The sequence below is a fragment of the Arenimonas caeni genome (assembly GCF_003024235.1).
In the GTDB taxonomy this organism is placed as follows: Bacteria; Pseudomonadota; Gammaproteobacteria; order Xanthomonadales; family Xanthomonadaceae; genus Arenimonas; species Arenimonas caeni.
Genome location: NZ_KZ679084.1, coordinates 387,852 through 403,596, shown reverse-complemented (window position 1 = coordinate 403,596; position 15,745 = coordinate 387,852). Strand labels below are relative to the sequence as shown.

20 protein-coding genes are annotated in these 15,745 nt (G+C 71.7%); 7 read left to right on the top strand and 13 right to left on the bottom strand.

Annotated elements, in window-relative coordinates; all coding sequences use genetic code 11:
* Position 1: 1 nt before the first annotated feature.
* Genes lptB through C6N40_RS01935 form a run of 5 tightly spaced genes read right to left on the bottom strand, consistent with a single transcriptional unit; the run spans position 2 to position 3,303 of the window.
* Positions 2-721 carry an LPS export ABC transporter ATP-binding protein gene (lptB, locus tag C6N40_RS01955; RefSeq protein WP_106989317.1) on the bottom strand — a complete coding sequence of 240 codons (720 nt, stop codon included), beginning with the start codon at positions 719-721 and terminating at the stop codon, positions 2-4.
* Positions 721-1,215, bottom strand: a complete 495-nt coding sequence (lptA, locus tag C6N40_RS01950) for a lipopolysaccharide transport periplasmic protein LptA (RefSeq protein WP_106989316.1) — start codon at positions 1,213-1,215, stop codon at positions 721-723. The genes lptB and lptA overlap by 1 nt, the downstream gene beginning before the upstream one ends.
* Positions 1,191-1,757, bottom strand: a complete 567-nt coding sequence (gene lptC / locus C6N40_RS01945; RefSeq protein ID WP_106989315.1) for an LPS export ABC transporter periplasmic protein LptC — start codon at positions 1,755-1,757, stop codon at positions 1,191-1,193. The genes lptA and lptC overlap by 25 nt, the downstream gene beginning before the upstream one ends.
* Positions 1,754-2,287, bottom strand: coding sequence for a KdsC family phosphatase (locus C6N40_RS01940; RefSeq protein WP_106989314.1), 534 nt, complete (start codon positions 2,285-2,287; stop codon positions 1,754-1,756). The genes lptC and C6N40_RS01940 overlap by 4 nt, the downstream gene beginning before the upstream one ends.
* A gap of 14 nt (positions 2,288-2,301) precedes the next feature.
* Complete coding sequence (locus C6N40_RS01935) at positions 2,302-3,303, bottom strand: KpsF/GutQ family sugar-phosphate isomerase (protein WP_106989313.1); 1,002 nt, start codon at positions 3,301-3,303, stop codon at positions 2,302-2,304.
* Between the two features lie 68 nt (positions 3,304-3,371).
* On the opposite strand from C6N40_RS01935, the gene C6N40_RS01930 reads away from it, so the two are divergent.
* Together C6N40_RS01930 and murA are read left to right on the top strand one after the other, a co-directional pair.
* Positions 3,372-3,605 carry a BolA family protein gene (locus C6N40_RS01930; RefSeq protein WP_106989312.1) on the top strand — a complete coding sequence of 78 codons (234 nt, stop codon included), beginning with the start codon at positions 3,372-3,374 and terminating at the stop codon, positions 3,603-3,605.
* A gap of 3 nt (positions 3,606-3,608) precedes the next feature.
* Positions 3,609-4,868 (top strand): UDP-N-acetylglucosamine 1-carboxyvinyltransferase, encoded by a 1,260-nt coding sequence (murA, locus tag C6N40_RS01925; RefSeq protein WP_106989311.1) that lies wholly within the window; start codon positions 3,609-3,611, stop codon positions 4,866-4,868.
* Between the two features lie 7 nt (positions 4,869-4,875).
* On the opposite strand, the gene C6N40_RS01920 is transcribed toward murA, so the two are convergent.
* The 4 genes from C6N40_RS01920 to purM are packed head-to-tail and all read right to left on the bottom strand — an operon-like array spanning position 4,876 to position 8,312.
* A complete protein-coding gene (locus C6N40_RS01920) occupies positions 4,876-5,592 on the bottom strand; it encodes a DUF3108 domain-containing protein (RefSeq protein ID WP_106989310.1) in 717 nt (238 codons plus the stop codon).
* A complete protein-coding gene (gene purN / locus C6N40_RS01915) occupies positions 5,585-6,268 on the bottom strand; it encodes a phosphoribosylglycinamide formyltransferase (RefSeq protein WP_106989309.1) in 684 nt (227 codons plus the stop codon). The genes C6N40_RS01920 and purN overlap by 8 nt, the downstream gene beginning before the upstream one ends.
* Positions 6,265-7,257 (bottom strand): sensor domain-containing diguanylate cyclase, encoded by a 993-nt coding sequence (locus tag C6N40_RS01910; RefSeq protein WP_106989308.1) that lies wholly within the window; start codon positions 7,255-7,257, stop codon positions 6,265-6,267. The genes purN and C6N40_RS01910 overlap by 4 nt, the downstream gene beginning before the upstream one ends.
* 20 nt (positions 7,258-7,277) lie before the next feature.
* Complete coding sequence (gene purM / locus C6N40_RS01905; RefSeq protein ID WP_240183415.1) at positions 7,278-8,312, bottom strand: phosphoribosylformylglycinamidine cyclo-ligase; 1,035 nt, start codon at positions 8,310-8,312, stop codon at positions 7,278-7,280.
* Between the two features lie 116 nt (positions 8,313-8,428).
* Here purM and C6N40_RS01900 point away from each other — a divergent pair, with 116 nt between their 5' ends.
* The 5 genes from C6N40_RS01900 to hda all read left to right on the top strand — a co-directional run bounded on the left by C6N40_RS01900 (position 8,429) and on the right by hda (position 13,121).
* Positions 8,429-9,505: a c-type cytochrome gene (locus C6N40_RS01900; RefSeq protein WP_162782031.1), complete on the top strand. Its 1,077-nt coding sequence runs from the start codon at positions 8,429-8,431 to the stop codon at positions 9,503-9,505.
* Between the two features lie 67 nt (positions 9,506-9,572).
* The gene (locus C6N40_RS01895) at positions 9,573-10,727 is read left to right on the top strand and encodes a DUF2066 domain-containing protein (RefSeq protein ID WP_106989305.1); all 1,155 of its coding nucleotides are present in this window, start codon (positions 9,573-9,575) and stop codon (positions 10,725-10,727) included.
* Positions 10,724-11,284, top strand: a complete 561-nt coding sequence (locus C6N40_RS01890; protein ID WP_106989304.1) for a CDP-alcohol phosphatidyltransferase family protein — start codon at positions 10,724-10,726, stop codon at positions 11,282-11,284. Before C6N40_RS01895 ends, C6N40_RS01890 begins: the two co-directional genes overlap by 4 nt.
* The gene (locus C6N40_RS01885; protein WP_106989303.1) at positions 11,281-12,438 is read left to right on the top strand and encodes an AI-2E family transporter; all 1,158 of its coding nucleotides are present in this window, start codon (positions 11,281-11,283) and stop codon (positions 12,436-12,438) included. The genes C6N40_RS01890 and C6N40_RS01885 overlap by 4 nt, the downstream gene beginning before the upstream one ends.
* The gene (gene hda / locus C6N40_RS01880) at positions 12,435-13,121 is read left to right on the top strand and encodes a DnaA regulatory inactivator Hda (protein ID WP_106989302.1); all 687 of its coding nucleotides are present in this window, start codon (positions 12,435-12,437) and stop codon (positions 13,119-13,121) included. The genes C6N40_RS01885 and hda overlap by 4 nt, the downstream gene beginning before the upstream one ends.
* Positions 13,122-13,174: 53 nt before the next feature.
* On the opposite strand, the gene C6N40_RS01875 is transcribed toward hda, so the two are convergent.
* The 4 genes from C6N40_RS01875 to C6N40_RS01860 form a co-directional block, all read right to left on the bottom strand.
* Positions 13,175-13,534, bottom strand: coding sequence for a type II toxin-antitoxin system PemK/MazF family toxin (locus C6N40_RS01875; protein ID WP_106989301.1), 360 nt, complete (start codon positions 13,532-13,534; stop codon positions 13,175-13,177).
* Complete coding sequence (locus tag C6N40_RS01870) at positions 13,534-13,791, bottom strand: AbrB/MazE/SpoVT family DNA-binding domain-containing protein (RefSeq protein ID WP_106989300.1); 258 nt, start codon at positions 13,789-13,791, stop codon at positions 13,534-13,536. Before C6N40_RS01870 ends, C6N40_RS01875 begins: the two co-directional genes overlap by 1 nt.
* Before the next feature lie 63 nt (positions 13,792-13,854).
* On the bottom strand, positions 13,855-14,556 hold the full coding sequence (murU, locus tag C6N40_RS01865; protein WP_106989299.1) for an N-acetylmuramate alpha-1-phosphate uridylyltransferase MurU: 702 nt from the start codon (positions 14,554-14,556) through the stop codon (positions 13,855-13,857).
* A complete protein-coding gene (locus C6N40_RS01860; RefSeq protein WP_205208519.1) occupies positions 14,553-15,554 on the bottom strand; it encodes an aminoglycoside phosphotransferase family protein in 1,002 nt (333 codons plus the stop codon). The genes murU and C6N40_RS01860 overlap by 4 nt, the downstream gene beginning before the upstream one ends.
* Positions 15,555-15,745: the final 191 nt, after the last annotated feature.

Sequence of the window (15,745 nt, the reverse complement as noted above, 5' to 3'; positions counted from 1 at the left end):
GCTACAGGCGGAAGGATTCGCCCAGGTAGACGCGACGCACGTCAGGGTTGGCCAGCACTTCGTCCGGGGTCCCCCGGGCCAGCACCGTGCCTGCATTGAGGATATACGCGTGGTCGCAAATGCCCAAGGTCTCGCGCACGTTGTGGTCGGTGATCAGCACGCCGATGCCGCGGGCCTTGAGGTGGCGGACGATCTTCTGGATCTCGCCCACCGAAATCGGGTCGACGCCGGCGAAGGGCTCGTCGAGCAGCATGAAGCGCGGGTTGGCCGCCAGCGAACGGGCGATCTCGACCCGGCGCCGCTCGCCGCCCGAGAGGCTGGCGCCGAGCTGGTTGGCCACGTGCGTGACCTGCAGTTCCTCCATCAGCGCGGCCAGCGCGTCTGCGCGGCCGGCGGCGTCGAGGTCCTTGCGCAGCTCCAGCACCGCCTCGATGTTCTCCGCCACGGTGAGCTTGCGGAACACCGAGGCCTCCTGCGGCAGGTAGCCGACGCCCAGGCGGGCGCGCTCGTGCATGGGCAGGGCGGTGATGTCGCGGCCGTCGAGTTCGATGCGGCCATCGTCGGCGCCGACCAGGCCGACGATCATGTAGAAGCAGGTGGTCTTGCCGGCGCCGTTGGGGCCGAGCAGGCCGACCACCGCGCCCGGCTCGACTTCCATGGCGACGTCGCGCACGACCGGGCGCGAGCGGTAACTCTTGGCCAGGCCGGTGGCGGTGAGCATCAGTTCGCGGTCGCCGACTTGGGCAGGATGCGCATCTGCACGCGTGCGCCATCGCCGCCGCCGTCGAGGCGGCCGGTGTTGATGTCGTACTTGATCGTCTCGCCGCGCAGGGTGCCGCGCGGCTGGGTGATGACGACGTTGCCGGTGAGCATCATGGTCTCGTCGCCGAGCATGTAGACGATGCGGCCGGCGGTGGCCTCCATCGGTTCGCCGGCGTCGGAGACCTGGCGCAGCACGGCCGGCGCGCCGGTGAGCACGATGCGGTTGATCTCGCCCGCCGCGCGGATCACCTCGGCGCGGGCGGCGTCCACCTCCAGCGTGCCCTGGCGGATGCGCACGTTGCCCTCGAGCGTGGACACGCTGTCGTCGCCGAGCATGGCGTCGGTGCGGTCGGCGCTGATGTCCATCGGCTGGTTGCGGTCGCTGGACTTGCCCAGCGCCGGCGTGGCCGCGAGCGCGAGGGCGAGGATCAGCAGCTGGCTGGCGTGGCGCATAGGTGTCCCTTGATGTCGTTGAGCAGCTGGAAGCGCTTGTTGTCCATCTCCACCCGCAGGCCGGTGCCGGCGAAGCTGGAATTGCCCTGGGTGATGGTAACCCGCTCCTCGCTGCTTGCGCGGTGCGTGTCGGGGAAGACCGACAGCGTCCGGGTGCTGAAGCGCGTGCGCTGCCCGGAGCGGTCGGCCGGGCCGACCAGGCTGACGCCTTCGACCAGCCGCACTTCCTCGGCCCCGGGGCTGACCCAGGCGTTGTCGGCGCGGGCGGTCCAGTAGCCGTCGCGGCTGGGGAAGCCGAAGCGCGGCTGCCGGATGCTCAGGCTTTCGCCGGCCGGGTCGCGCTCGAGGTAGGGGGCGGTGACGGTGAAGGATTCCAGGCCGTCGTCGCCCAGCGCCGAGAGCTCGAAGTCGCGCAGGATGTAATCCGAGCGCTGCGCCGGCTCCGCCGGCGGCACCCGGTTGCGCTGCCATTGCCAGGCCGCGTAGCTGCCCAGGCCGATGGCCAGCAGCAACAGCCAGACATTGAGCGCGCGCCGGCTCATGCCGCGCCGAAGCGCTCCAGCACGGCGGCGCGGTGGCCCTGGGCGACCAGGATCAGGTCGCACAGTTCGCGCACGGCGCCCTGGCCGCCCCGCAGGGCGGTGACGAAGTGCACGCGCTCGGCCACCCACGGGTGGGCGTTGGCCGGGGCGGCGGCCAGGCCGGCCAGGCCCAGGGCCGGCAGGTCGGGCAGGTCGTCGCCCATGTGCGCCACCTCGTTGGCGGCCAGGCCCAGGCTGGCGCAGAGCATGCGCACGGTGGCGGCCTTGTCCTTCACGCCGGTGTGCACGTGCTGCAGGCCCAGGTCGCGGGCGCGGGCCTGCACCGCGGCGCTGCGGCGGGCGGTGACCAGGGCCACGGTGACGCCATGCTCCTCGAGCAGCTGCATGCCCAGGCCGTCGAGCACGTGGAAGGCCTTGGTCTCGCGGCCCTCGCCGTCATAGACCAGGCGGCCGTCGGTGAGGGTGCCGTCGACGTCGAGGCAAAGCAGGCGGATGCGCGAGGCGCGCTGGTTCAGTTCTTCGGGACTCATGATCTCTCTTCGGCTCAGACCACGCGGGCGCGCAGCAGGTCGTGGATGTTCAGGGCGCCGACCACGCGGCGGTCGGCATCGACCACCACCAGGGCGCTGATCTTGTGCTCTTCCATCAGGCGTGCGGCTTCCACCGCCAGCGCATCGGCGCCGATGGTCTTGGGCGAGCGACCCATCAGGGCGCTGACCGGGGTCGACTTGAGGTCGGTGTCCTCGTCGTCGAGGCAGCGGCGCAGGTCGCCGTCGGTGAACACGCCGCGCAGCACGCCGTCGGCACCGACCACGGCGGTCATGCCCAGGCGCTTGCGGCTCATCTCGAGCAGGGCCGCCGAGATGCTGGCGTCGTCGCGCACCACCGGCACGTCGTCGCCCGCGTGCATCACGTCGTGGATGTGCAGCAGCAGGCGGCGGCCCAGGGCCCCGGCCGGGTGCGAGCGGGCGAAGTCCTCGGCGGTGAAGCCGCGGGCCTCGAGCAGGGCCACGGCCAGGGCGTCACCCAGGGCCAGGGCGGCGGTGGTGGAGGAGGTGGGGGCCAGGCCCAGCGGGCAGGCCTCGGCCGGCACCCGGGCGTCGAGGTGCACGTCGGCCAGGCGGGCCAGGCTGGAACCCGGCCGGCCGGTCATGGTGATGAGCACGTTGCCCTGGCGCTTGAGCGCCGGGACGATGGCCAGGATCTCCTCGCTCTCGCCGGAATTGGACAGGGCCAGCACCACGTCGGCGTCGGTGACCATGCCCAGGTCGCCGTGGCTGGCCTCGCCCGGATGCATGAAGAAGGCCGGGGTGCCGGTGGAGGCCAGGGTGGCGGCGATCTTGGTGGCGATGTGGCCGGACTTGCCCATGCCGGTACAGACCACCCGGCCGGTGCAGGCCAGCATCCGGCGGCAGGCGGCGGCGAAATCGGCGCCCAGGGCGGCGCGCACGGCCGCCAGGGCCTGGGCCTCGATCTCGAGCACCTGCCGGCCGCTGGCCACCAGGGCCTCGTCGGACACTTTCAATGCATGGTCGGGGGCATTCATGCGGTCGCAGGGAGTATGATGCGGGGCCGCATTGTAAGGCCTGCGCGCCCGTCGCGCCCCGCTCGCCCATGAATCCCGACCTGATCCGAGAACTCATCGAAACCGGCCTGCCCGGCGCCGTTGCCCGCGTGAACGGCGACGATGGCGTGCACTTCGAGGCTACCGTCGTGTTCGACGGCTTCGCCGGCAAGCTGCCGATCGCCCGCCACCGCATGGTCTACGCCACGCTCGGCGAACGCATGGGCGGCGAGATCCACGCCCTGGCCCTGCGCACCCTGACCCCCGAAGAAGCGAACCGCTGACGCATGGCAAAGATCGTAATTACCGGCGGCGAGCCGCTCCAGGGCGAGGTGCAGATCTCCGGCGCCAAGAACGCCGTGCTGCCCATCCTGGCCGCCACCCTGCTGGCCGACGGCCCGATTTCGATCGGCAACGTGCCGCACCTGCACGACGTCACCACCACCATGGAGCTGCTGGGCGCCATGGGCGTGCAGCTGATGGTGGACGAAAAGCTCACCATCACCGCCGACCCGCGCTTCATAACCTCCACCGTGGCGCCCTATGAGCTGGTCAAGACCATGCGCGCCTCGATCCTGGTGCTGGGTCCGCTGGTGGCGCGCTTCGGCCATGCCGAGGTCTCGCTGCCCGGCGGCTGCGCCATCGGTTCGCGCCCGGTCGAGCAGCACATCCGCGGCCTGCAGGCGCTGGGCGCCGACGTCACCGTGGAGAACGGCTTCATCAAGGCCCGCGCCGAGCGCCTGCGCGGCGGCCGCTACGTGTTCGACATGATCACCGTCACCGGCACCGAGAACGTGATGATGGCGGCCGCGCTGGCCCAGGGCACCACGGTGCTGGAGAACTGCGCGATGGAGCCCGAGGTGGTGGACCTGGCCAACTGCCTGGTCGCCATGGGCGCCGACATCGAGGGCGCCGGCACCAACCGCATCGTCATCCGCGGCGTCGACCGCCTGGCCGGTATCCACTACGACGTGCTGCCCGACCGCATCGAAACCGGCACCTTCCTGGTGGCCGGCGCCATGACCGGCGGCCGCGTGACGGCCCGCCGCACCCGCGCCGACATCATGGACGCGGTGCTGGTGAAGCTCGAGGAGGCCGGCGCCCACCTGGACGTCTCGGCCGACAGCATCACCGTGGACATGCGCGGCCGCCGCCCGAAGTCGGTGAACCTGACGACCGCCCCGTACCCGGCCTTCCCGACCGACATGCAGGCGCAGTTCGCGGCGCTCAACACCATCGCCGACGGCGTGGGCGTGATCACCGAGACGATCTTCGAGAACCGCTTCATGCACCTCAACGAGCTGCAGCGGCTGGGCGCGGACATCCGCATCGAAGGCAACACCGCCATCATCCGCGGCGTGCCGCACATGACCGGCGCGCCGATCATGGCCACCGACCTGCGTGCCTCGGCCTCGCTGGTGCTGGCCGGCCTGGTGGCCAAGGGCGAAACCGTGGTCGACCGCATCTACCACATCGACCGCGGCTACGAGAACATCGAGGAAAAGCTCGGCACCCTCGGCGCCAAGATCCGCCGCCTGCCGGGCTGAATTTCCTTCAGCGGATGGCGGTGATGCGCATGTCGATGGTTTCGCCGTCGGCTTCGTACTGCTTGATGCGCAGCGGCAGCCAGCCGTGCGCACGGGCGAACCAGAGCTTGGTGATGCGGCCGCTGCCGTCGGTGCGCACGCGCTCGACGCGCAGCGCGCGCTCGGTGCCGATGGCGGTGCGCAGCCTCACCGGCGCCGCGACGCGATAGGTCTGCGCCTCCACGCCACCGCGCCCGGCCACCTCGAAGGGCAGCGCGCCGCGCCGGCCGTCGGCCAGGGCCACCATGATCGCCGCCGTCAGGCCGTGCCGGTCGAGCGTGCCTTCCGGGGCCGGGAATTCCTTCTGTTCGTCCTTGCGCCGGCTGGTGACGGTGCGGCTGGCCGGGTCGAGCCGCAGCGACTGCTCGCGGGTGCGGAACGCGGCCTTCTGCCGCATCGAATAGTCCAGCAGCTCGAGCTGGCTGCCGGTCCAGCGCATCAGCGAGCGTTCCTCGCGGTCCAGGCCCGCCAGCGCCGCCAGGCCCTGGGTGCCCTGGCTGCGGGTGGTCAGCTCGTAGCGGCCGTCGGGCAGCGCACGCAGGCTGATCTGGCCCACGCCCAGCACCTGGTCGTTGCGGCGCAGTTCGTAGTCGGCGGTGAAGGGCTTGGGCGGCGCGGCGGCCGCCGCCAGCAGGGGCAGGGCCAGCAACGTGGCGGCGAGGGCGGCGCGCAGGAACTTACGCATGGCCGGCCCCCGCGTGCAGCGCGTCGTCGTCGCCCAGGCGCAGCGGCGCGGCCAGCGCCCGGCCGTCGAAGGCCCAGCAGCCGTCGCGCAGCCGGGCGCGGCCGCGGGCGATCGCGTCCACGCAGGCCACCAGCAGCGCGTGTTCGCGCGGGCGCAGGCGCCCGGCCAGGGCGTCCGGCGTGTCGCCGGCCAGCACCGGGATGCGCGCCTGGGCCAGCACCGGGCCGTCGTCGAGCGCCGGCACCACCGCATGCACGCTGGCACCGTGCTCGGCGTCGCCGGCGGCAAGCGCGGCGGCGTGGGTGTCCAGGCCCTTGTGGCGGGGCAGCAGGGAAGGGTGCAGGTTGATCATGCGGTCCTCGAATCGTCGCACCGTGGCTTCGGTGATGATGCGAAGGTATCCCGCACAGACGATGAGGTCGGGCTGAACATCGGCCACGGCGCTGAACAGCGCGTCATCGTGGGCGGCGCGGTCGGCGAAGTCGCGCGGCCGCAGCGCGACGTGGTGCAGGCCGTTTTCGCGCGCGATGGCGATGGCGCCGCAGGCCGGCTTGTCCGAGAACACGCCGGCCACGCGCGCCGGCAGCGCGCCGGCGGCGATGGCGTCGAGCAGGGCCTGCAGGTTGCTGCCGCGGCCGGAGGCGAGCACGGCCAGGCGATAGGGAGTTTGCGTCACGTCGTCGACTGCTTGCGGGCGCGCTTGGCGTCGTACATGCGCTGGTCGGCGAGCTCGAGCAGGTCGTGCGGGTCGCCGGATTCGGCCAGCGCCACGGCGCCGCCGAAGCTGGCCCGGAGCGGGAAGTCCCGGCCGCGGAAGCCGAAGGGCAGGGCCAGCGCGGTCTGGAAGCGGGCAATGGCGCCATGGATGCTATCGCCATGCCGCAGCGGCACCAGCACCGCGGCGAACTCGTCGCCGCCGAGCCGCGCGACCGTGTCGGAGCCGCGCGCGCAGCCCGACAGGCGCCTGGCGAATTCCTGCAGCAGGGCATCGCCGGCGGCGTGGCCGAACTCGTCGTTGACCGGCTTGAGGTCGTCCACGTCGACCATCATCACGCCCACCGCAATGTCCAGGCGATGCGCGCTGCCGATGGCGGCCTTGAGCCGGTCGGCGAACAGCGCGCGGTTGGGCAGGTCGGTGAGCGGGTCGTGCGTGGCCAGGTGGAAGAGGTCGCTGGCGACGTGCCGGGTGGCATGGAACATCGCCGCCCCGACCGCGTCGCCGAGCAGGCCCAGTACTTCGGCATCCGTGTCGTCGAAGCCCGCCGGCCGGCTGGACATCGCCTTGAGCACGCCCACGGGCTCGCCTTCGTGCATCAGCGGCAGCACCACCATCGAACGCAGGCCCACCCGCCGGCAGGCTTCGAGGTCGACCCGTGGATCGGCTTCGGAATCGTCGCAGCGCAGCACCACGCCCTGCTCCATGCAAAGGCCCGACAGACTGCCGCGCCGGCCGATGCGCGTGCCAAGGCTGCGCGCGGCCGTGCCGGCGGCCCCGCGATAGACCATCTCGTCGCCTTCGACCAGCTCGACCACGGCGCCGTCCGCGCGCACCAGGGGCAGGGTGCGCGCGGCGACGAGGTCCATCACGCCGCCCAGGTCGAAGCCCAGGCGGGCGATCTGCGCCTGGGTGGCGATCACTTCCCTGAGCCTGTCGCTGGAAACCATGGCAGCCTCCTTGGCGAGTGTCAGCCGATGTGGACGCGCTCGTCGCCGGCGGCCTTCACCACCTGGCCGATGGCGCGGTGCGCCAGGCCCAGGCGCTGCAGGTGCGCCGACACCGCGGCCACGTCGGCCGGCGCCAGCACCAGCACGAAGCCGATGCCGCAGTTGAAGGTGCGCCACATTTCCTCGCGCGGCACCGCGCCCTCGCGCTGCAGCCAGTCGAACACCAGCGGCAGCACGATGGCCGAGGCCTCGATGTCCAGGCCCAGGCCCTCGGGGATGACGCGGATGATGTTCTCGGTCAGGCCGCCGCCGGTGATGTGGGCCATGGCGTGCAGGTCGTGCGCGGCCAGCAGCTCGAGCACCGGCTTGACGTAGATCTCGGTGGGCGCCATCAGCGCGTCCACCAGCTTCACGCCGCCGAGGTCGAGCTCGGCCGGGCGGCCGGCGCGGTCGTAGATGCGGCGCACCAGCGAGTAGCCGTTCGAGTGCGGGCCGGAGGAGGCGATGCCCAGCAGCACGTCGCCCTCGCGCACCTTGGCGCCGTCGAGCAGCATCGACTTTTCCACCGCGCCGACGGTGAAGCCGGCCAGGTCGTACTCGCCCGGCGGGTACATGTCGGGCATTTCGGCGGTTTCGCCGCCGATCAGGGCGCAGCCGGCGAGTTCGCAGCCGCGGGCGATGCCGGAGACGACCGACACGGTGGTGTCGACGTGCAGCTTGCCGGTCGCGAAATAGTCGAGGAAGAACAGCGGCTCGGCGCCCTGCACCAGCACGTCGTTCACGCACATGGCGACCAGGTCGATGCCGATGGTGTCGTGGCGGTTGAGCTGCTGGGCCAGCTTGAGCTTGGTGCCCACGCCGTCGGTGCCAGAGACCAGCACCGGCTCGCGGTACTTGCCCGCGAGGTTGAACAGGGCGCCGAAGCCGCCCAGGCCGCCCATCACCTCGGGCCGGAAGGTGCGCTTGACCAGGGGCTTGATGCGCTCGACGACTTCGTTGCCGGCATCGATGTCGACGCCCGCATCGCGGTAGGTGAGGGGGGTAGGCGTGGTCACGGCGGTTCCGGCGCTGGGAAAGACTGGCATTCTACCAGCCGGGTGGGGCTTGACCGGAGTCAAGCCGCCCCCGCGGCCGGGAAGGCAACATGCAGGGACCCATTGGAGGAACCGCCATGGCCCGCAAGCACCTGTCCGTCGCTTTCCCACTGCTGGCCGCGCTGCTCGCCGGCCCGGCCCTTGCCCAGGCGCCCGACCTCGCCGACGGCAGGCGGATCTACGACCAGGCCTGCGCGGCCTGCCACGGCCCCACCGGCCGCCCGGACCCGTCCAGCCCCGTGCTGGCGGGCCTGGAGACGCCGCCCGCGGACCTGTCCGACCCCCTGTTCAACAGCCGCGAGCCGGCCAACGACTGGGAGCTGGTGGTCGGCCACGGCGGCCACGCCATGGGCCTGTCGGCGCAGATGCCGGCCCAGCGCGAGGCGCTGAGCGCCGAAGAAATCCGCAACGTCGTCGCTTACGTCAAGACCCTGGCCGACACCTCGGACTACCCGCCGGGCGAGTTCAACTACTTCCTGCCCATCCGCACCAAGAAGGCCTTCCCCGAGGACGAGATTGTCTGGAAGGGCCGCTACACGCCGCTCGACGGGGCGCCGGACGTGATGCGCAACGTCATCGAGATCGAAAAGCGGGTCGGGCACCGCGGCATGGTGGTGCTGGAGCTGATCCACGAGGACGATGGCTTCGACTCCGAGGTGACCAAGGTCGAAGGCGGCTACAAGCACGTGTTCGGCTGGAACCGCGAGCGCCAGTCCATCCTCTCGGGCGCGGTCATCCTGGCGGTGCCCACCGACGGCGATGAGTCGAAGGAGATCATCCCCTACCTCGCCTACGCCCGGATGTTCGGCGACGACTGGGTGTTCCAGTCCAGCGCCCGCGCCATCACCCCGCTCGACGATGCCGGCGACGGCCAGCTGGAGCTGGCCGGCGCGCTGCACTACCGCTGGACCCAGTGGCCGCGCAATGTCTTCCCGGGCATCGAGGTGGTGGCCGAGGCCCCCTACGACCACTTCGGCTCGGACGTGCAGTGGAGCGCCATCCCGCAGCTGCGCTTCGGGCTCACCAAGGGCGGCCACGTGGCCCTGAATCTGGGCGTCGAGGTCGGGCTGAGCGACCAGCCCTGGGACTACCGCGTGCACGCCGTGCTGCTCTGGGATTTCGCCGACGGCAGCTTCTTCAAGGGCTGGCGCTGAGGCCGGCGGTTGGACGGGGCGGCGCGGCTTGCGGCACCATGCGCGCAGCCCCGCCGACCCCGACACCATGCGCCTGCGAACGCTTCCCGCCTGCCTGACCCTGCTCGCCTGCCTCGCCCTGCCGGCCGCCGCCCAGTTCGAGACGGTGCCGACCCCGGCGCCCGAACCGGTCCCGGTCCCGGCTGACGGCTCGACGCCGGCGGGCGCCGAAGCCGCGCCGCGCGACATGGCGCTCTACACCGGTGAGTCCGAGCTGATGGGCCAGGGCGCCGGCGAGCGCCGCGCCGCCACGGCCCGGGCCCTGGCCCAGGTGGTCGTCAAGCTCACCGGCGAGCCGCTGGCGTCCGCCAACCCGGTGGTGCGCCGGGCCCTGTCCAATGCCGCCGCCTTCGTGCTGGCCGAGCAGACCGGCGAGGAGCCGGTGGACCAGCACGGCAACACCGCCATCGGCGGCGTGCCGGTCTACAAGACCTCGCTGCAGGTGCAGTTCGACCCGAACAAGGTGGACGCGCTGATCGCCGGTGCCGGCCTGCCCTACTGGGGCGCCGAGCGCCCGCGGCCGCTGCTGTGGCTGGCCATCGACGACGGCCGCGGCCCGCGCCTGGTGTCGAGCCAGCAGCTCAACGTGGTCAAACCGCTGGCCGGGCGCGGCACCGAGCGTGGCCTGTCGTTCGCGCTGCCGGCCGGCAGCTCGGTCGAGCAGGCGGCGGTGCAGACCATCTGGTCGCGCAACCCCGGCCAGATGCAGGCGCTGAGCGAGCGCTACGGCGCCGGCACCCAGTTGCTGGGCCGGCTGTTCCGCGAAGGCCAGGGCTGGACCGCCGACTGGGTGCTCAGCCGCGGCGGCGAGGAACTCTCGCGCTGGTCCTTCTCCGACCCCAGCCCGCAGCGCGCGCTGGCCTCGGGCGCCGACGGCGCCGCCGACGCCATCGCCCGCCGCGACGCGGTGCGCGCCGTGGTGGGCGAGCCCGAGTCGATCGAGGTGCGCATCACCGGGCTGGCCAGCGCCGGCGATTTCGCCCGCGCCATGGGCTACCTGCAGACCCTGCCGGTGGTGGCCGAGCTGACGGTGGTCGAAGCCACGCCCGACAGCCTGCGCCTGGGCCTGAAGCTGGCCGTCGACCGGGCCACCTTCGACGGCTTCCTGGCCGCCGGCGACGTGCTGGCCGCCGACGCGGCCGCTTCCGACGAGGCCACGGCGGGCTACCGCCTGCGGCCATGAACCTTCGCCACCTGCCCAACACCCTGACCGGGCTGCGCCTGGTGCTGGCGCCCGTGCTGCCGGCGCTGCTCTGGGCGGGGCATTACCGGGCCGCGCTGTGGCTGGCCCTGGTGGCCGGCCTGAGCGACGCGCTTGACGGCCTGCTGGCCAAGCGTTTCGGCTGGCAGAGCCGGCTGGGCAGCCTGCTCGACCCGGTGGCCGACAAGCTCATGCTCGGCTGCGCCTTCTTCGGCCTGTGGCTGGTGCAGGCGCTGCCGACCTGGCTGCTGGGCCTGGTGCTGGCGCGCGACCTGGTGATCCTGGCCGGCGCCCTGGCCTGGTGGAAGCTGGCCGGCCCCTACGACGGCCGCCCGACCTGGCTGGGCAAGGCCACCACGGTGGCGCAGATCGGCCTGGTGCTGGCCTGCCTGGTCGACCTGGCCTGGGTGGAGGTGCCGCTGCGCTGGCGCATCGAGGGCATCTGGGCGGTGGCGCTGCTGACTTTCCTCAGTGGCGTCGATTACGTTGTCCGTTATGGTGTGAAGGCCTGGCAGCACACGAGGAAGCCCGCCGCATGATCCCCGCCGCCACCCCGGATCCGTTCAGCGACCAGCGCCGCTGGCAGTGGCTGGCCCTGGCCGCGGGCGTGGGCGTGCTGCTGTGGCTGCTCGGCCCCATCCTCACGCCCTTCGTGGTCTCGGCCCTGCTGGCCTGGCTGGGCGAGCCGCTGGTGCGCCGGATAGAGGCCCGCGGGCGCTCGCGCACCACCGCCGTGCTGCTGGTGTTCACCCTGATGAGCCTGGGGCTGGTGCTGGCGGTGCTGCTGCTGATCCCGCTGGTCGAAAACCAGGTGTCGAAGTTCATCGACTGGCTGCCGCGCTTCGGCCAGTGGCTCACCGGCACCGCCGTGCCCTGGGCCGAGCAGCGCTTCGACCTGGAGCTGGCCGGCTACATCGACCCGAGCCAGCTGATCCAGCTGCTGCGCCAGTACTGGCAGGAGGCCGGCGGCATCGCCACCACGATCATCGGCGAGGTGTCCAAGTCGGGCCTGGCGATCCTGGGCTGGGCCGCCAACCTGGCCCTGATCCCGGTGGTGACGTTCTATTTCATGCGCGACGGCGCTTCGATGCTGGGCAAGGCGAGCGACCTGCTGCCGCGGCCGGTCGAGCCGCTGGTGACCCGGCTGGCCTGCGAGTCCGACCAGGTGCTGGGCGGCTTCATCCGCGGGCAGCTGAGCGTGATGATCGCGCTGGGCACCATCTACGCCGTGGGCCTGACGGCCGTGGGCGTGGACCTGGGCATCCTGATCGGCCTGGTGGCCGGCCTGGTGAGCTTCGTGCCTTACCTGGGTGCGATTGTCGGCCTGGGCGCGGCGGTGATCGCCACGCTCGTGCAGCACGGCGACCTGATGCACCTGGCCCTGGTGCTGGGCGTGTTCGGCCTGGGCCAGCTGCTCGAGAGCTTCTGGCTCACGCCCTGGCTGGTGGGCGACAAGATCGGCCTGCACCCGGTGGCGGTGATCTTCGCGATCATGGCCGGCGGCCAGCTGTTCGGTTTTCTGGGCGTGCTGCTGGCGCTGCCGGTGGCGGCCGTGGCCGTGGTGGTGGGGCGCTATGCGCACGAGCGCTACACGCGTTCGAAGCTCTACGGTGCGGACGAGAGCCCGCTGATCGTGGCTGGGTCGGCCGGCACTGACGGCCCGGCGCCCCGGGAGCCCGGCAACACCCCATGACCACCCCGCAGCTGCCCCTCGGCCTGCGTTCCCCGCCCGACCAGCGCCTCGAAGCCTTCCTGGGCAACGACGCGGCCCGCGCCGCCGTCGCCGTCGCCGCGCGCGGCGAGGCCGGCGACTGGCTGTACCTGGCCGGCCCGGCCGGCACCGGCAAGAGCCACCTGCTGCTGGCCGCCTGCGCCGAAGCCGTGGCCGCCGGGCGCCGCGCCGCCTACCTGCCGATGGCCGCCTTCGCCGGTCGCCTGGGCAGCGGCCTGGCCCAGCAGGAAGACGCCGACCTGGTCTGCCTGGACGGCCTGGAGGCCATCGCCGGCCGCGAAGCCGACGAGGAAGCGCTGTTCCACTTCCACAACCGCGCCCGCGCCGCCGACTCGGCCGTGCTTTACGCCGCGCGCGGCAACCCCGGCGCCATCGGGCTGCAACTGCGCGATCTCGTCACCCGGCTGGGCCAGTGCGCGCGCTTCAACCTCGAGCCGCTCGACGAGGCCGGCCGCCGCGCCGTGCTGCGCCAGCGCGCCGCCCGCCGCGGCCTGGAGCTCGACGAACCCGTGCTCGACTACCTGCTGCGCCGCGTCGACCGCGACCTGGCCAGCCTCACGCGCCTGCTTGACCAGCTCGACCGCGCCAGCCTTGCCGCGCAGCGGCGCATCACCATCCCGTTCCTGCGCCAGCATCTGGGCTGACGTCGCGCCTTGCAGCGTCCTGTCAGGACGGGATGCTACACAGGGGGCGCGCCTCAGCCGTGGCAGATCGCGATGATCTGGTTCAGTCCTTCGCAGGCCGATTCAAAGACGTCTTCCGGCACTTGCTGCCAAGGGTGCGCGGAGGCTCCGCGCACGCGCCAGTCCAGCGATTTGGGCTGGTTGGTGATGATGTATCCCGGCCCGCCGTCACCGTCGAGGCGAATGGCGAAGGGATTGGTCTCGTTGTAGGCCTGGCTGCTCATGGGCAACCCGATGACCAAGCTCGTCTTGTCGTTGAAGGCTCGCGGCGAGAGCACCAACATGGGATGGCGCGACTTCATTTCGCGGCCCGCCTGCGGGTCGAAGTTGATCCAGATGATGTCGCGCCGATCAGGAACCCAGCGGCTCACCATCAGGCGATCTCCGCGCCGACGGGGCCATCGGCCAGAAGCTCACCGCCGTGCACCGCCGGATCGAACTGCTTGAGCTTCTGCGCCAGCGTCAGCTGCGGGAGCCGCTTCTTGGGCTTGACGACGACCATGCCGTCTATGGCCTCGACGGTTACGTCCTGGCCATTGAGCAGACGCGCTTGGCGGGCGACGGCCGACGGAATGCGTACCGCGAGGCTGTTGCCCCAATGAAGGACCTTGAGCTCGGCTTTGGCGTTCATGGAGGCGTCCCGGGTGGATGTAGATACAAGTCTATACCCCCGCCGGGCGTGTAGCAACGTGTATCAACCGAGGCCCTGGGCGTTCAGCGCCGCGAGCCGTTCGTGCGTGCCCACGTCCGTCCACGCACCGCGATGGTGCTCTCCGCTGACGGCGCCGGCGCGCATGGCCGCGCGCAGCAGCGGCGCGAGGCGAAAACGCGGCGGGTCGAGCTCGGCGCCGGCCGCCGCGCCGATGCTGGTGCGCCAGTTGCCGAAGAGCGCGGGCCGGTACAGGCCGATGCCGGAAAAGGTGAGCCGCGACTCGCCCGCCGGCAGTACCTGGCCGCCCGGCAGCAGCGCGAAGTCGCCCTCCGGGTGGTGCGGCGGGTTGTCCACCAGCACCAGGTGCGCCAGGCCGGCCGGCGCCTCGGGCAGGGCGGTGAAGTCGTAGTCGCACCAGATGTCGCCGTTGACGGCGATGAAGGGCGCATCGCCCAGCAGCGGCAGCGCGTGCAGCATGCCGCCGCCGGTTTCCAGCGGCTCGGGGCCTTCGTAGGCGTAATGCAATCGCAGGCCCCAGCGGCTGCCGTCGCCCAGCGCCGGCTCGAACTTCTCCGCCAGCCAGGAGGTATTGAGCACCACCTCGCGCACGCCGCGCGCGGCGAGCTTTTCCAGGTGCCAGGCCACCAGTGGCTTGCCGCGCACTTCCAGCAGCGGCTTGGGCGTGGTGTCGGTGAGCGGGCGCATGCGCTCGCCCTTGCCCGCGGCGAAGACCAGGGCCTTCATGGCGCGGGCAGGGTGAGGTCGCGGCCGGCGATGGCCGACTCGAGCAGGGCCACCAGCGGGGCCGTCTCGGCGTGGCGCGCGCCGACCTCGCGCACGTACTTCCACACCAGCGGCAGGTCCATCAGGTAGCCGGCCTTGCCGTCGCGGTACCAGAGCCGGCAGAAGATGCCGAGCACCTTGAGGTGCCGCTGCAGGCCCATCAGGTCGAAGGCGCGCAGGAAGGCCGCCTCGCCGGGCACGGCGAAGCCGGCGGCGGCGAGTTTTTCCCGGTATTCCAGCGCCCAGCCCTGCACGCGTTCGACCGGCCATTCGATGTAGCAGTCGCGCAGCAGCGAGACCAGGTCGTAGGTGACCGGGCCGCGCACGGCGTCCTGGAAATCGATGACGCCCGGGCTGGCGACCTCGGTGACCAGCAGGTTGCGCGAGTGGTAGTCGCGGTGCACGAACACCTGCGGCTGCGACTGCGCGCTGGTCACCAGGGCGCGGAAGGCCGACTCGACCACGTCCCACTGCTCGCACTCGGGCACGAATCCCAGGTGGCGCTTGAGGAACCACTCGGGCATCAGCTCCATTTCGGCCACCAGCCGCGCCTCGTCGTATTCGGGCAGGCCGGCGGTGTCGGCGTGTAGCTGCACGGCCAGCAGCGCGTCCAGGGCCTGGCCGTAGAGGCGGTCGGCGCTGGTGGCGGTGAGTTCGGGCAGCAGGATGCGGTCGCCCAGGTCCTCCATCAGCACGAAGCCGCGCTCCGGGTCGGCGGCCTGGATCTCGGGCACGTGCACGCCGGCGCGGGCCAGGCGCGAGGCGACCTCGAGCCAGGGGCGGATGTCTTCCTTGCCCGGCGGTGCGTCCATCACGATCCAGTCGCGGCCCAGCGAACGGGCGCGCCAGTAGCTGCGGAAGCTGGCGTCGTTGGAGGCACGCACCAGCGGCGCCTCCGGGTCGTCGAGCATCTGGCGGGTCCACTGCAGGCGCAGTTCGGCACGGTCGGGCAGGGGCATACGTAGGGTCATCCGGTCTTCGGCCGTCCTTGGTTCGGCTGAGTATAGAGGCAGGGGACGGAGGTGATTTCCCGTGGGGGACAGGGGACGGAGGTAATTTCCCCCGATGAGCCCCGGGAACCGGCGGTATCCGCGGGAAATTACCTCCGTCCCCCATGGCATCATTCCGGGATGCCTGAAAATGGATCCAA

What these genes read in the sequence shown, in the direction of transcription:
- lptB (WP_106989317.1), bottom strand. Translation starts at nt 721, where the DNA reads ATGCTCACCGCCACCGGCCTGGCCAAGAGTTACCGCTCGCGCCCGGTC.
- lptA (WP_106989316.1), bottom strand. Translation starts at nt 1,215, where the DNA reads ATGCGCCACGCCAGCCAGCTGCTGATCCTCGCCCTCGCGCTCGCGGCC.
- lptC (WP_106989315.1), bottom strand. Translation starts at nt 1,757, where the DNA reads ATGAGCCGGCGCGCGCTCAATGTCTGGCTGTTGCTGCTGGCCATCGGC.
- C6N40_RS01940 (WP_106989314.1), bottom strand. Translation starts at nt 2,287, where the DNA reads ATGAGTCCCGAAGAACTGAACCAGCGCGCCTCGCGCATCCGCCTGCTT.
- C6N40_RS01935 (WP_106989313.1), bottom strand. Translation starts at nt 3,303, where the DNA reads ATGAATGCCCCCGACCATGCATTGAAAGTGTCCGACGAGGCCCTGGTG.
- C6N40_RS01930 (WP_106989312.1), top strand. Translation starts at nt 3,372, where the DNA reads ATGAATCCCGACCTGATCCGAGAACTCATCGAAACCGGCCTGCCCGGC.
- murA (WP_106989311.1), top strand. Translation starts at nt 3,609, where the DNA reads ATGGCAAAGATCGTAATTACCGGCGGCGAGCCGCTCCAGGGCGAGGTG.
- C6N40_RS01920 (WP_106989310.1), bottom strand. Translation starts at nt 5,592, where the DNA reads ATGCGTAAGTTCCTGCGCGCCGCCCTCGCCGCCACGTTGCTGGCCCTG.
- C6N40_RS01910 (WP_106989308.1), bottom strand. Translation starts at nt 7,257, where the DNA reads ATGGTTTCCAGCGACAGGCTCAGGGAAGTGATCGCCACCCAGGCGCAG.
- C6N40_RS01900 (WP_162782031.1), top strand. Translation starts at nt 8,429, where the DNA reads ATGGCCCGCAAGCACCTGTCCGTCGCTTTCCCACTGCTGGCCGCGCTG.
- C6N40_RS01895 (WP_106989305.1), top strand. Translation starts at nt 9,573, where the DNA reads ATGCGCCTGCGAACGCTTCCCGCCTGCCTGACCCTGCTCGCCTGCCTC.
- C6N40_RS01890 (WP_106989304.1), top strand. Translation starts at nt 10,724, where the DNA reads ATGAACCTTCGCCACCTGCCCAACACCCTGACCGGGCTGCGCCTGGTG.
- C6N40_RS01885 (WP_106989303.1), top strand. Translation starts at nt 11,281, where the DNA reads ATGATCCCCGCCGCCACCCCGGATCCGTTCAGCGACCAGCGCCGCTGG.
- hda (WP_106989302.1), top strand. Translation starts at nt 12,435, where the DNA reads ATGACCACCCCGCAGCTGCCCCTCGGCCTGCGTTCCCCGCCCGACCAG.
- C6N40_RS01875 (WP_106989301.1), bottom strand. Translation starts at nt 13,534, where the DNA reads ATGGTGAGCCGCTGGGTTCCTGATCGGCGCGACATCATCTGGATCAAC.
- C6N40_RS01870 (WP_106989300.1), bottom strand. Translation starts at nt 13,791, where the DNA reads ATGAACGCCAAAGCCGAGCTCAAGGTCCTTCATTGGGGCAACAGCCTC.
- murU (WP_106989299.1), bottom strand. Translation starts at nt 14,556, where the DNA reads ATGAAGGCCCTGGTCTTCGCCGCGGGCAAGGGCGAGCGCATGCGCCCG.
- C6N40_RS01860 (WP_205208519.1), bottom strand. Translation starts at nt 15,554, where the DNA reads ATGCCCCTGCCCGACCGTGCCGAACTGCGCCTGCAGTGGACCCGCCAG.